Source organism: uncultured Paraglaciecola sp. (genome assembly GCF_943787955.1).
Lineage (GTDB): Bacteria > Pseudomonadota > Gammaproteobacteria > Enterobacterales > Alteromonadaceae > Paraglaciecola.
Map to the genome: position 1 here is coordinate 336226 of NZ_CALSOK010000010.1, position 13951 is coordinate 350176.

Sequence of the window (13951 nt, forward strand, 5' to 3'; positions counted from 1 at the left end):
CGAAAGTACTCCTTGTCTTCTCTGAATATAACCTGTCGAACTCATTCTATGGATGGCCTAACGCAACAAATTCATGACTGTAGACGCCACAAATTGGTTATATGTGATTCAGATCACTTCGGCCCCGCGTCGGCATCTCCTGACTTATAAACACCACTCCTTCCCTGACAAGCCACAGCTACCACCGGCTGCTGTTGTGGTTGAATTAACCGGACACTTCAATAAAGGATTATAATCCTGTTAATTGAGGTGAATATGACTAAACGAACAAATAAACATTATCCCGCAGAATTTAAACAAGAAGCGGTCGCTCTGGTAATAGAGCAAGACTATCCAATCGTACAAGCTGCTGCATCTTTAGGTGTGACAGACAAACTACTTTACAACTGGGTAGCTAAGCATAAGAAACAGGCACTAGGTGACGTGTTGTCTGGCGATGAACGAGCAGAGTTAATTCAACTCAGGAAAGATAGTAAACGTCTACAAATGGAGCGTGAAATCCTAAAAAAGGCAAGTGCCTTCTTCGCGAAAGAAATGAAGTAAGATATTCTTTTATAAGTGAGCTTGATGCTAAGTATCCTGTGTCAGTCGCTTGTAAAGTGATGGAAGTGAGTTCGTCAGCATACTACGCATGGCTAAAAAAACCTGGTGAACTCATTAGCGCTCAAATGCTAAGACTGTATCGACGAGCCAAAGCATTATTCAAGGCAAGTCGAAACAGTTTAGGCAGCAGAGAGCTTGCTAAAGCACTACGCAAAGAAGGCTTTGAAATAACGCGGTATCGCGCCATTAAGTTAATGGAACGGCTTAAATTAGTTGTGACTCAGCGAATAGCTTATAAAGTGACAACCAAGCGCAAACACAGTGATGCTGTGGCTGACAACTTGCTAAATATGAATTTCAATCCTGTTGGACCCAATCAAATTTGGGCGGGTGATGTGTCCTATTTAAAGACTGGTGAGGGCTGGTTGTACTTAGCCATTGTCATGGATTTGTATTCACGCCGGATTGTAGGTTGGCATATATCAAAACGCATGACGCGTGATTTGGTCGAGCAAGCACTGACAAAGGCTCATAATTTACGCAAACCACCAAAAGGTTTGGTGTTTCACAGTGACAGAGGCTCTCAGTACACGAGTAAAGGCTTTAGAAATCTACTGTCGCGATTAGAGTGTCGAGCTAGTATGGGAGATGTTGGAGCTTGCTGGGATAATGCTGTTGTGGAGCGCTTCTTTGGAAGTTTAAAGCATGATTGGTTGTTTAAAGTACCGCAGCCCACTCGAACACATATGCGAGAAGATGTTGCTAGGTACATGAAATATTATAATGTTGAGCGACTACATTCAGCTAATTTGGATCAATCGCCAATTGAATTTGAAAACTCCTTTAGAAAAGTGTCCGGTTGGACTTGACCAGAACAAGTTGTAGTTGTAGTTGTAGTTTGGATTAAAAATTAAAATGCGTGGATTAAATGCTAAAACGCAATTTAAAGAAGGGGGGGGGTCCTTGGGTATAGGTGCCTACTTTAGCTGTTAGCAATATTGTTATTATACTAGTTGGCACCTTAAGCCTTGACCCTATTACAACGATTTTCTGGTGGGCATGACCACGTTAGCGAATATTAATCCTGCCACCAGCGACATCAAGATCAAGAAGGTTTCCTGACCAATATGGTCTGTTTTAATAATATCTTGCCCTGAGATAAACGAATTCAATCCAATATAGGTTTTTGAACCCGGAACCAGCACAATTAAACCGTGCATAGCGACTATGGTAGAGGGCGCGTTAACAATGCGTGAAAATAGATTGGCAAATACTCCCAGTGCAAATGCACCCACAAAGGCGCCAAGTCCGTTTTCAAGATAACCTGAGCTCCACGTCGATGTTGCATACGCTATAAAAGTAGAGGTCATTGCCCAAGGTACATGTTTTATTCGAGTACGAAATATGGCGACTAGCCCTATACTAAGCAAGAGTACGCCCAACCAGTTAACCCAAACAGGCAAGGTGACGGCGATTGCCAGATCTTGTTGACCAAATAATTGATAGCCCAAGCTCACTCCTAAAAAAGCACCAAAATACAGTTTAAATAGTTGCATGATGGCATCCATTATCCGCGCCGTTCCAGATACCATATTCCTTGAGGACAATTCAGCTAACCCCATGGTCAATGACAAGCCCGGCACTAAGATGATCAAAGAGGACAGGATGATCAGCCAAATATTAAAACCTGAAGAAGAATAATGATTGATGGCACAGGCTACAAAACCGACTGAAAACGAAGCCAATGGCTCCAACATCAAGCTCATCCGTTTTGAACTAAATGCCCAAAGCGTCCAGAAATACACCATCAACCCCAATAACCCAGAATAAATAATTTCTGACCAACCTGCTCCCATCAACATCGCAAATGCGCTGGTAGACAAGCCAAAAGCGATGCCCGTTAAGCTTTTTCCATAAGGACTCGGCATAATATTAATCTTATCCAAGCGCATATTAGCTTCTGCAAGTGAGATATCACCAGACAATAATTCGTACGCTAACTCATCAGTTCGAGACAAAGAATTCATATCCAGATCTCCAGGTTGCATACGTGCAGAATGGTTATATTCCTCTTCATGATGATCACTCCACAGCACGATAGATAAAGTGGTAGGTGTGGAGTTAAAAGACGCGTGCAGACCAAAATGTGTAGCGATTTCAATTAAATACGCTTCCAAACGAAAAGAAGGAGAACCGTACTTGTGCAGCATTTTACCTAGCTTAAGGATAAAACGACGTATTTGGATAAACTCTAACTGGTCCATTTTTATGCTACTACTTCAAAAATAAAGGTCATACAAGGAGTAACAAAAAAGCCACTTGCATATATAACGGTGATAATCAGGGCGGGGATTTTAGTGATAGATATTGCTTGGTGCAACGGACATTTTTTGATTATTTTAATTAGAATAACTAATGAATAAAATTCTCTATAACAAACTTTATTACACTTTCTTACAGCATGGCATGAACAAAAAACTGGCTTAATCTGTGCATCTAAAATTAGCAATGCAGGTCGTAAATGGCCGCTCCATTATGCATTAATCATAATAAAACACGGTAGCTATGGTTTCATTTGCAAACTCAGCAGTGGATAAAACAGGAATGAAGCACACACCATGCATTCATATTGCGGCTAATCAATAGAGAAATAAAATAAGTATAAAACAACACCCGTTTATGCAGCGGGTGTTGTAAGTTGTATTTTAACAATTAGAAAATAATGATGAGTAAAAATGCCTAACGCCTGTTGAATAGCAAATACACCTGAAACTTTTAGCAGTTCAGTTTAGCGCCATTAAGCCAATCGTTAGGCTTTAGACATGTGTAAATGTAGGACGTTTATTACTATGACGTAACCTCAACAAAATAAAATCCACTTTTATGCGGGTTTCACATAAACCAATCAAGTCTGCTGATATTAAGTCGTTGAAGTCTGACTGTCTAACCAAAGCTCGCCGCTTTGATGTAAGCAGAGCGCTCTTGTACTTTTGCCAAATAAGCCAAGGTTTTATCCCGACCTTTCAGTAAGCCAAGAATACCAGCAATTTCTAGCATGACTTGCATCATAATGTCGGCAGCTGTGAATTGTGCCCCCGCAAAATAATCGCGATCAGCCAAAACGGATTCAATATAACCAAAGTCTACAGCTACTTCTTTAGCAATATAACCGTCCATCTCTTGATCGCCGCTGCGCGTTTCCATGCCCATAAATAACGTAAACATCACCGGTAATGCCAAGGATCCTTCAGCAAAATGCGACCATTCTAAATATTGATAATATTCTTTGGTGCCCTTTTCAGGGCGTAGACGTTTTTCAACGTCTTGATCTAAAATGTATTCTATTATTGTACTGGACTCACACAAGGTAATATCACCGTCAACGATAATGGGGGCTTTATTCAGAGGGTGAATTGCTTTCAAACTTTCAGGGGCTAGATTCGTTTTTGCATTGCGCTGATAATCAATACGTTGATACGGCATCTCAAGCTCTTCTAATAACCACAATACGCGTTTGGAACGAGATTTATTTAAATGGTGTACTGTTATCATAATATTTTTCTTTAAAGGTTGTTATCAATTACAAATCATCAGGACCGACACGCATTACAAGCTTGCCAAAGTTTTTGCCTTCCAATAAACCAATGAAAGATTCAACCGTATTTTCTAAACCCTCGACTAGGTCTTCACGATAAGTGATTTTTGCCTCTTCTAACCACTGTGACATCTCTTCTTTGAACTCATTATATCGATGACCATAATCATCAAACACAATAAAACCCTGCATCCTAATTCGCTTGACGAGTAGGTTGCCCATCAACATAAACAAACGGTCTGGCCCTGAAGGTAAATCGGTCGTATTGTATTGAGAAATCAATCCACATACCGGAACACGTGCGCAAGTATTTAATAGTGGTAATACTGCATCAAAAACGTGACCGCCAACATTTTCAAAGTAAACATCAATCCCCCCATCACAGGCCTTTGCTAATTGCTGTGCTAAGTCTGCTGATTGATGGTTCAGGCAAAGATCAAAACCCAAATCTGCAACGGCTGAATGGCACTTTTCTTCGGTACCGGCAATGCCAACCACTTTACAGCCTTTTAACTTAGCAATTTGTCCCACTAAGCTACCTACCGCCCCCGTTGCCGCAGCAACAACAACGGTTTCGCCAGTTTTTGGCTGACCAATATCCAGTAATCCCATATAAGCGGTTAAACCTGGCATACCCATTACACCTAACGCATAAGAAGGATGAATGGGTCTCTTGCCTAGTTTTAATAAATCGACGCCATCGGAAATAGCATAATCTTGCCATCCCGAAGATGAAACAACCCACTCCCCTTCGCTATAGTCAGGGTGATTCGATGCTTCCACGCGGCAAACGGTACCGCCAAGCATGACAGCGCCAATAGCAAGTGGCTCCGCATAGGACTTAACATCATTCATGCGCCCACGCATATAAGGATCAAGGGATAAGAAAACCGTACGTAATAAAATCTCACCAGATTGCGGGCTTGGCTTGGTACTTTCTACAAAACGAAAGTTGCCTAAAGTCGGAGCCCCTATTGGGCGTGAAGCTAAAGTCCACTGGCGATTAACCCGCACACTTTGAAGCGTCGAATGATGTTGATTTGTATTTGTCATACTCGTTGTCCTATCCCCGAATCAAATTAAAGTGCAGTGACTAATATTTCTCGGCTGACATCAGGTGTAACTGCGCTATGTTCACCCAGCTTAACCATACCGTGTTGCGTTAATTTTTCGATTAATAAATCAATATCCGCGGCACCTAAATCAACATGGGATAAACGAGTGGGCACTTGCATCTTTTCAAAAAACTGCTCGGTTAATTCAATAGCCCGATCAATACGTGCATCTTCGTCGCCTTGTGTCACATTCCAGATACGTTCAGCGTACTGTAATAATTTTTCACGCTTTGCTTCTTTACGTATTTTCATCACTGCAGGTAATACTATGGATAAAGTACGAGCATGGTCGATGCCATGAGTACCTGTTAGTTCATGACCTATCATGTGAGTTGTCCAATCTTGCGGTACACCGGCTCCAATTAAACCATTAAGCGCCATCGTTGCTGCCCACATAATGTTGCCACGTACTTCTAAGTCTTTAGACGTTTCAGGGGCCAATGCTTTTGGCCCTTCTTCAATTAAAGTCAGTAATAACCCTTCAGCAAAACGGTCTTGCACCTTAGCGTTCACACTATAATTAAGGTATTGTTCCATAGTATGCACAAACGCATCCACCGCACCGTTACCGATTTGGCGGTCTGACAATGAAAGTGTTACCGCAGGGTCAAGTATCGCAAAAATAGGACGAACCAGAGGGCTTGCGAAGGGTAGCTTATTACCATTGCGGGTCACTACCGCGCCAGTATTTGACTCAGAACCGGTTGCTGGCAAAGTCAGTACACAAGCAAGGGGTAACGCTTTTTTGATACGTGCTTGTTTGCTCACGATATCCCAAGGCTCTTCACCTTCGTAAAGCGCCACTGCTGCGATAAATTTAGAACCATCCACCACCGAACCACCGCCAACGGCTAAAATAAAATCGATATTATTTTCTTTAATAATATCTTGTGCCTTCATTAACGTGTCGTAAGATGGATTGGGCTCGATACCTGAAAATTCAAACCAGGTATGTTTGTCTAACGCTGCGACAACTTGATCATAAACGCCGTTACTTTTTATTGAGCCACCGCCATAGGTCACTAATATTTTTGCATCACTGGGGATCTGTTTGCTTAAGGAGGCGATTTGACCTTCACCAAAACGAATTTGAGTCGTATTTTGAAAACTAAAATTTAACATGATTATGATTCCTCATTATTTTTAAAATTAAGCAAGAGCGGTTAAATCATCCACAACTAAATCGAGTCATTGCATAAGCTGCTTTGCTTGTGCCCTGTCAATACGCCTAAATTGCAGCTTATTTTATTTGGAATGTTAAGCGCTTTTATATTTAATGCCTGCCCTTATTACGTTAGCTGTACTAGGCGTTTGTGCTTATCTTGTGGTTCCGTCACTATATCAAGTATAGTTTTGTCGACCATTTTCTTTAAAATTTATGTCACGGACAATCATCAATCGCCGTTTTTCCACAAGCTGTGCCATAGTACAAATCTAATAACCTCTTTTTTTCAGAACTGGATCTCACCGTCTCCGTTTTCTACTAATAAACTGAAGGTTTTCTGCGCAATAACTTTGCCATCACACTCTATCACCATTCGCCAATCTCCGAATTTATTATGAATAGGTGCCCATACTGTGTCACCTAGATAAAATTCCCAATCATTATTTCTTATATATACCACTCCCTCAAAGGGTGGCATTGCATGTCCATTTTCATCGGGTACGTCAGGATGAAAGATGCTCCAATCTAAGCGTTTTCCTTTGGCTTTTTTAGCGTTAAGAATAAAACCAAATTCAACCTCCAATTGTGCTGGGATCTGCGTAGTTAATGTTTTTATTTTTGGAAGGCTTTTACCTTTTTCATCCCAGTTTTTATAAATACCGTAACTGGTCATCTCAAAAGATGTACGTGACTTAGACAATAAGCCTCCAAAAAATTAATATTTTAAGTAATTAAAAAGTGCGTCTTTTGATACAGTTACCATGGTTAGCCAGTAGTTATTAAATATGGATATTGCTACGAATAATCAAGGAAAACGCCATTAATGAATCGATTTCATGACCATGCCTGCCTTCATAATAAAATTCATATTCCGTAAACTAGAGATATCTTTTCATGGGTTGCTGGATACTGCGGTGATATCAGCAAGCTTACCTTTTTCTTAGGTTCCCAGTTATGATTAAGAAAGCTTGGTTTTAGATATTATATCTGTGGGCTTTATTTGGCAGTAGATCAACATGGCTGCCCAGCTAATTTAATCTGTTAATTTAGATGTATTTCTGCTTGCATGATTTTTATATCCTATTAATCTAATCACCATAAGACATCAACATATATGTAGTAATATCTGATTATTGTTCTTTAAAAAGGCTTCTGTAGGTGGAAAAGATGAACCTCAAAAATAAACTAAAAATAACCGGTACCGTTGGCCTAAGCTTGTTGTTGATGTCATGTGCTGAAAATGACGTATCCACTGCAGAAATGACGAAGGAATGTCTTGTCGCAGATATGGTACTGCACAATACAAAAATTTATACAGCAAATGATGCACAGTGGACCGCTGAAGCAACAGCAGTGCTTGGAGATAAAATTATATTTGTGGGATCAAATGCCGATGCCTCCAAATATATGTGCGGAGATGCACAAGTAATGGATATGACAGGAAAATATGTCTATGCAGGTTTCACCGATAGCCACCAGCACGTGGAAGGGGTTGGACAACGCCCAAAAACATTAAGCCTGTTTGGTATAGAGACACTTAAAGCAACCGTTGATGCCATTAAAACCTTCTCAGTAAGCGTACCTGCGAATGAATGGGTTCAGGGTCGTGGTTGGATTGAACGGGAATGGACCGACGAAAAAAGATTCCTCACGCGACATGATGTTGATTCATTTACTGCTGACAAACCCTTGTTTATGCCCCGTGCCGACGGTGTTTCTGCCCTTGTTAACTCAAAAGCTCTGGCGCTTGCCGGCATAACCAAAGACTATCCTGATCCACTGGGTGGAAAATTTGAGCGTGACGCAGACGGTACTCCAAACGGTTATATTCTTGCCACTGCCATGAATATTTTCCGGGGTCTCATCCCGCCAAAAACAAGGGAATATAAAAAAGATAGCCTAGTGCAAGGCATGTATGAAAACGCCAAGGTGGGTTGGACCAATACTCAAGATGCGGGAATGCCTTATGTTAACGTTGAAATTATCAAGGAAATTCATGCGGAAGGTAATATGTCTACCCGTATTTATGCGGCGGCAAATGTGAAAGAAGCGGCGACAATGCTGGAGCGAGGCCGCGAAACAACGGCCGATAATATGTTCGATTTGCGCGGAATTAAAGTGTATATCGATGGCACGCTGGGCTCCCGAGGTGCAGCACTGCTTGAAAATTATGCGGATGCAGATCATAACGGGTTTATGAACCGCACCACCAAAGAAGCACTTGATCCAATCTTACGTGCTGCACTGCGTCAAGGTATTCAAGTCGAAACCCACGTAATTGGAGACCGAGCAGTTCGCACACTTTTGGATTGGTACGAAGAGGCATTTAATGCTGTGCCAAAATCAGAATGGGCGATAGCTGAACCTCGCTGGAGACTTGAACACGCTCAAATTATTCCGCCACAAGACCAAGCACGTTTAGTTAGCCTAGGTATTCTGGTGTCTATGCAACCTAGCCACGGAATTGGTGATCTTAACTTTGCTCCCGATAGACTGGGTCCCGACCGCCTTGCTCATGCTTACCCATGGCAACAATTGATTGACCGCGGTTTGATAATTCTAGGTGGCTCTGATGCGCCAGTAGAACAAGGAGATCCACGGATTGAATTTTATGCGGCAGTAACACGCAAAAGGCTTGATGGAACATCTGGCGCAGGCTGGCATCCCGAGCTTGCGGTAAAACGCGAAACGGCCCTAAAAATGTTTACCATATGGCCTGCTTATGGGGCATTTCAAGAAAGGATTCGTGGCTCTGTAGAAGTAGGGAAATATGCCGATTTCACAATACTTGACCGTGATTGGCTTACTGTCCCAGAAGCAGATATTTTGACCTCAGAAAACCTAATAACCATAGTAGGCGGGAAAATCACTTATCAAAAATAGATATGACATATAGGGAAGACCTTCACAACACTTGCCCCTACTCTAAACAATAGGTAACGAAAGACTGTCAGTGGTCTACCATTTTATATTCTAGAAAAAGTATTGACTGAATCAGCCATTTGGCTTATCTGGTCAAATAATACGGCAATAGCCGATTATCAAAAGCCACCGTTAACATAGAATTTACCCAAACAACATTGGCAGTATCAAAGTAGTGGCAATACCGTTCATGCAAAGCGCCAAAGTAGCGAAGGCGGTACACTGCTCGCCAATTGAAATAGCTCGGGTGGTACCTACTGCATGCGAGACAGCACCTAAGGCGGTGCCTTGAGCGGCTTGATTGTGCACCCCAATTAACACGAACAAAGCCGGACCACAAATAGCGCCCACAATACCCGTGCTAATAACAAAAACAGCGGCCAATGAGGGAATGCCACCTATTGCACTTGCCGCATCCATTGCCAATGGTGTGGTAATAGATTTTACTAACATAGTCATTTGTAAGTTAAGGGGCGTATCAAGTAAATATAGGCATGTCCATGATAAGGCCGGTGATACGATCCCAGCAACCGATAAAGGCACTAATACGCGCCAGTTCATTTTCATCAAAATATTGAGTTGTTTAAATAAAGGTACCGCTAAAGCAACAGTAGCAGGACCCAATAAAGCAGACAATAAATTGGTGTAATTTTGATATTCAGAAACAGTTGTATGGGTCCATGATTGCAACAATATAATAAGCAGTGTACTCACTATAAGCGGATGTAAAGCGGGCTGTATAAACCATAATGGCTTGGTTATTTTATAAAGGTGCAATGCGCCAATATAAATTATTACTGTGACCATCAGCCACAAAAACGTCGCCAACCAATTGATATCGTTTAGGAAGGTAAGCATATTAACCGCCTTCTCTTGGCGGTTTATCACGGTTTACATCTGTATTATCCAACCTATGCATTAATTTTTGGCTAATCCAAGCGGTTATAGCCAAACTCACTAATGTCGACACCACGATAGAAAAGAACAAAGCCAAAGGAAACGCCGCGATCAAGTCAATAAAGTTCACAATGGCAACAATGGCAGGAATAAAAAATAGAGACATATGCGCTAGCAATGGGTTGGCTGCATTAGAAATTACCTTTGGGACACCTTTAATCCATAACAGGCCACAAAACAATACCGCTATACCAAGCAAGGCAGGTGGCACATTTATCTGAACTTGGAGTAGCAGATATTGCGCCACAGAAAATAAAAAGCTCAATAAAAAAAGACCTATCAAAAATTGGAACAGGTTTATCATCAAGCTGAATTTAAAAGGTCTATTTTTGGGGGATGGTGATAGTGGTGAAATAATAAATGCCTTACTTTCAATTTTCGACTTTGAACTCGTTATTACTCAAGTAAAGTCAAAATTATTAATAAACGATATCTATAAGCGAGGCAATGACAAAATCATCAGTGTCAGTGTTCATGTAAATCACGGCGCTTTAACTTAACATAATTGCTCTGTTAATCCCCTATCAGAGCACAATCCAGTCACCTATACACCACAAAGCTGTTATTTATATAGACATTATAAATATTGTCTAAGAATGACAATATTTATCTATGAAGTTGCGAGTCCACATTTTTAGTTACACTGCGAACCTGAGAGAAGTCCAAAAATGATGATAGCTTTATTCACTGAATGCTAAAGTAGTGCAAAATTCCCTTGAGGCGCATTCTAAATAAATGAAAATTTGTAAACAGGTGATGCCTGTTAAAATGTCAAGCGTATTTCATACAAACCTGAACAGTGTTAGTTTATAGGTATTAAGGAGTCTCCTAGAACCCTTGAAAAAAAGGAATTTTAAACCAAATAGTACCGACATCTGTTTTCCAAATATCAAAGGCATACCCGTCTTCAACCCCTCCATTTTGTTTATCTCTAAGGTCAACTTTATAACCAATTTTGTCTAGGTATCGATAGCATAACTTCATTGCATCTTGACTAGTTTTTGCACACTTAAAATGAAATGCGGTGTCTTTGGACTTTCCATCGCCAGTAACTGCAGGCTGATTTTCAGAAAAAATATTCGACATTGATGTTCCTTGTTTAAAATAAAGTCTGACAAAGTATTTAACTTTCCAACTGGAGCACCGGCACCGGCAAAGCTATAGTAATTTACCAAAGAATAACCAAAGGAATAACGGTAAATAGTGATAAGTTAAGTTCGAATGATGAGGATGAGTAAGATAAAATATCAATTTTTATAAAATGATATATTCAATGCCTCAAATTCTCTATATTTACCTCTCTTATATATCCTTTTGGAAGTGAAAGTCAGCGATTTGTCGATGCTCGCTATAACCCTCACACAAGCGTATTGCTCAAAGGCTTCTATTTTTATCCTCCAAAAAAAACTTAAGTTTTTGTACCCAGAACATCAACGGGGCTCTTTTGAAATTATTGTTTCTGGCATATTGGCAACGCTGTTTAGCGAGCGTTATTGTTACGCAGTATTCAAATTTGATTTGACTTGGCTATTGCATATAAATTTAAACAAAAAGAAATATAAAAAAATTACTTTCATAAAAATTCATTTTGTTGGATTATGAAATTAGTTTTAATGAAATAATATATTGAATTCACTAACACTTTATCTTTACCGAAGGTATTAGATTATGTTGAAATATTTATTAGTAGTGATAGTAGTTTTTTGCTCTAAATGTCTCGCACAAAGCACCCCTTCAGAATTTGCTCAAATGAATTTTCAAGAGTTGTTTGAGCAGAGTATTTATGAAAATCATACAGATCGTTCTCTAATTTCTCCCTGGTTATTAGGATATCAGTTGAAATCTGTGAAATTTGAAGGTTATCTTGATGGTGACAAAGCACTCACTTTTGATGATGTACTTTGGAATGGACCAGGAGAAGAAGACCGCACGACTAAAAACTTTCCTGTTGTACCTACAACGATCTATCAAAAAGCACATATCATTTCTTTGGGATATCAGTTCAATTCAAGTTGGAAAGGGCAAATTTCTATCCCCTACCTCAAACAAAAAACCGACCACATTAGCATCGTTAGTAATTATAATTTTTTTGTTATTGAAACTGAAGGAGTGGGAGATATAGCCGTTTCAACTAGTTATAATTGGTCCAACTCTGGGACAGGCGTCTGGCGCTTTTCATTTGGGGTAAGCTTACCAATTGGTTCTGTCGACGAAGTGGGAGATACACCGCGAGCACCGGGTGATCAGGAGCTTCCTTACACGATGCAGCTAGGCTCAGGGACCTATGACTTCCCCATTGAATTAAGTTATAAAAATAGTGATTTACATGATTTTAATGTGAGTTTTTCAGCCAATATACGCACCGGCTACAATAGCAGAAACTATCGGTTAGGAAATAATTTCAGCCTAAAGGGACGCTATCAAAATGAGCTATCTCCGACGCTTCAAATTTATGCTGAATTAGGTCTTATATATAGTAATACTATTCATGGGCAGGATGATTCATTATTGGTTGATGCACCTATTCCATATCCTGCTAGTATAACGAATCCAAAACTTTTTGGTGGTAAAAAGATTGATGCTGGTTTGGGACTTTCTTGGAAATTTGCAGAAAAATATCAACTAAATGTAGAAATAGGTAAGCCTATTTATCAAAATCTCAATGGTCCACAACCCAAAGAGCAATGGCGAAACAGTATTTCTCTTTCAAAAGTTTTCTAGTGCAATTATACAATTTTGCAAAATTAGCTTGCCGACTATTTGATAGAAATACACGAGGTTATCTGGTTGGTTTATTTTGTTTATTTTGTGTTGTGGGCAATGCCTCAGCCACAATAAGCAAAGAGAATAAGTTAAAAGCTGCTTACTTGTTGAACTTTACCAAATTTATTAAATGGCCAACTGAAGGTGAAAAAAAATCATTAACTTCAATCAAGATATGTGTTGAAGAATCAGCTGAGTTTATTGCATTTTTGAGTGAAATGGCTGTCAACCCTATATTCAATAATAGGGAGTATGAAGTGAAATCGTTAAAATGGGATACAACAAGTGGATGTGACTTAATGTATGTAACCTCAATTAAAAATGTTGATGCTATCGACCTTCAAAACATCGTTATTGTAGTCAATTCAAGAGAAACTTACTTTCCTGGTGCGGCTATCGTATTTTACAAGGATGATGAAAAACTGCGGTTTGAAATTGATTTGCATTACATAAATTCACTTGAAGTAAATTTTAGCTCTGAATTATTGAAACTGGCTAAAATCAGAAAATGACTGAGAAAAAAAAAACTAAAATAGGTTTCTTCGGTAAACAGCTTATCGGTGCTGTTGCAATTAACATTATCACATTATCGATTATGACAGCTTTGTTATATTCAAATTTTATTAATGATTACAAGAATAATTTGATGGCTTCAATGGCTAGCAAAGTCAATTTATTGGCCGATAGCAGTGCCTCAGCATTATTATTTGATGATCAGCAGTCAGCCAAAGATATATTGTTTAGCCTTGAACAGAATCCCAGTATTCGATACGCACAAATTTATGATAAGAATAACCAATTATTTGCAGAGTACATAAGCACTGGCGAAGTTATTGATTTGATCCCTGAAAATTTTAAGAATACATCTTTTTTTAAAGGAAATAATTTTTA

Annotated in this window: 13 protein-coding genes; 5 read left to right on the top strand and 8 right to left on the bottom strand. The window is 39.7% G+C overall.

Features of this window, described 5'->3' with window-relative positions; translation table 11 throughout:
- Positions 1 to 255: 255 nt before the first annotated feature.
- Positions 256 to 1412, top strand: a protein-coding gene (locus tag Q0Y52_RS09225; protein WP_297817961.1) for an IS3 family transposase whose coding sequence is annotated in 2 segments (ribosomal slippage) — positions 256 to 502 and positions 502 to 1412 — 1158 coding nt in all. Because the reading frame shifts where the segments join, the coding sequence is not laid out codon by codon here.
- A 168-nt stretch (positions 1413 to 1580) separates the two neighbouring features.
- On the opposite strand, the gene Q0Y52_RS09230 is transcribed toward Q0Y52_RS09225, so the two are convergent.
- The 5 genes from Q0Y52_RS09230 to Q0Y52_RS09250 all read right to left on the bottom strand — a co-directional run bounded on the left by Q0Y52_RS09230 (position 1581) and on the right by Q0Y52_RS09250 (position 7118).
- Positions 1581 to 2807, bottom strand: a complete 1227-nt coding sequence (locus tag Q0Y52_RS09230) for a threonine/serine exporter family protein (protein WP_297820842.1) — start codon at positions 2805 to 2807, stop codon at positions 1581 to 1583.
- A 679-nt stretch (positions 2808 to 3486) separates the two neighbouring features.
- Entirely contained in the window at positions 3487 to 4095 is a 609-nt protein-coding gene (locus tag Q0Y52_RS09235; protein ID WP_297820844.1) for a glutathione S-transferase family protein, read from the bottom strand.
- A 28-nt stretch (positions 4096 to 4123) separates the two neighbouring features.
- Complete coding sequence (locus Q0Y52_RS09240; RefSeq protein WP_297820846.1) at positions 4124 to 5191, bottom strand: NADP-dependent oxidoreductase; 1068 nt, start codon at positions 5189 to 5191, stop codon at positions 4124 to 4126.
- Positions 5192 to 5217: 26 nt separating this feature from the next.
- A complete protein-coding gene (locus Q0Y52_RS09245; RefSeq protein WP_297820848.1) occupies positions 5218 to 6375 on the bottom strand; it encodes an iron-containing alcohol dehydrogenase in 1158 nt (385 codons plus the stop codon).
- A 329-nt stretch (positions 6376 to 6704) separates the two neighbouring features.
- On the bottom strand, positions 6705 to 7118 hold the full coding sequence (locus tag Q0Y52_RS09250) for a DUF3859 domain-containing protein (protein WP_297820851.1): 414 nt from the start codon (positions 7116 to 7118) through the stop codon (positions 6705 to 6707).
- A 467-nt stretch (positions 7119 to 7585) separates the two neighbouring features.
- On the opposite strand from Q0Y52_RS09250, the gene Q0Y52_RS09255 reads away from it, so the two are divergent.
- The gene (locus Q0Y52_RS09255; RefSeq protein WP_297820853.1) at positions 7586 to 9301 is read left to right on the top strand and encodes an amidohydrolase; all 1716 of its coding nucleotides are present in this window, start codon (positions 7586 to 7588) and stop codon (positions 9299 to 9301) included.
- Positions 9302 to 9484: 183 nt separating this feature from the next.
- Here the strand turns inward: Q0Y52_RS09255 and Q0Y52_RS09260 are convergent, their stop codons facing one another.
- The 3 genes from Q0Y52_RS09260 to Q0Y52_RS09270 form a co-directional block, all read right to left on the bottom strand.
- On the bottom strand, positions 9485 to 10198 hold the full coding sequence (locus Q0Y52_RS09260) for an LrgB family protein (protein WP_297820855.1): 714 nt from the start codon (positions 10196 to 10198) through the stop codon (positions 9485 to 9487).
- Between the two features lies 1 nt (position 10199).
- Positions 10200 to 10562, bottom strand: coding sequence for a CidA/LrgA family protein (locus Q0Y52_RS09265; RefSeq protein ID WP_297820857.1), 363 nt, complete (start codon positions 10560 to 10562; stop codon positions 10200 to 10202).
- A 563-nt stretch (positions 10563 to 11125) separates the two neighbouring features.
- Positions 11126 to 11383: a hypothetical protein gene (locus Q0Y52_RS09270; protein ID WP_297820859.1), complete on the bottom strand. Its 258-nt coding sequence runs from the start codon at positions 11381 to 11383 to the stop codon at positions 11126 to 11128.
- 582 nt (positions 11384 to 11965) lie between these two features.
- Here Q0Y52_RS09270 and Q0Y52_RS09275 point away from each other — a divergent pair.
- The 3 genes from Q0Y52_RS09275 to Q0Y52_RS09285 all read left to right on the top strand — a co-directional run.
- Complete coding sequence (locus Q0Y52_RS09275) at positions 11966 to 13018, top strand: hypothetical protein (protein WP_297820861.1); 1053 nt, start codon at positions 11966 to 11968, stop codon at positions 13016 to 13018.
- Positions 13018 to 13572: a YfiR family protein gene (locus tag Q0Y52_RS09280; RefSeq protein WP_297820863.1), complete on the top strand. Its 555-nt coding sequence runs from the start codon at positions 13018 to 13020 to the stop codon at positions 13570 to 13572. The genes Q0Y52_RS09275 and Q0Y52_RS09280 overlap by 1 nt, the downstream gene beginning before the upstream one ends.
- The coding region (locus Q0Y52_RS09285) for a CHASE sensor domain-containing protein (RefSeq protein ID WP_297820865.1) at positions 13569 to 13951 on the top strand (383 nt) is incomplete at its 3' end. The genes Q0Y52_RS09280 and Q0Y52_RS09285, both read left to right, overlap by 4 nt.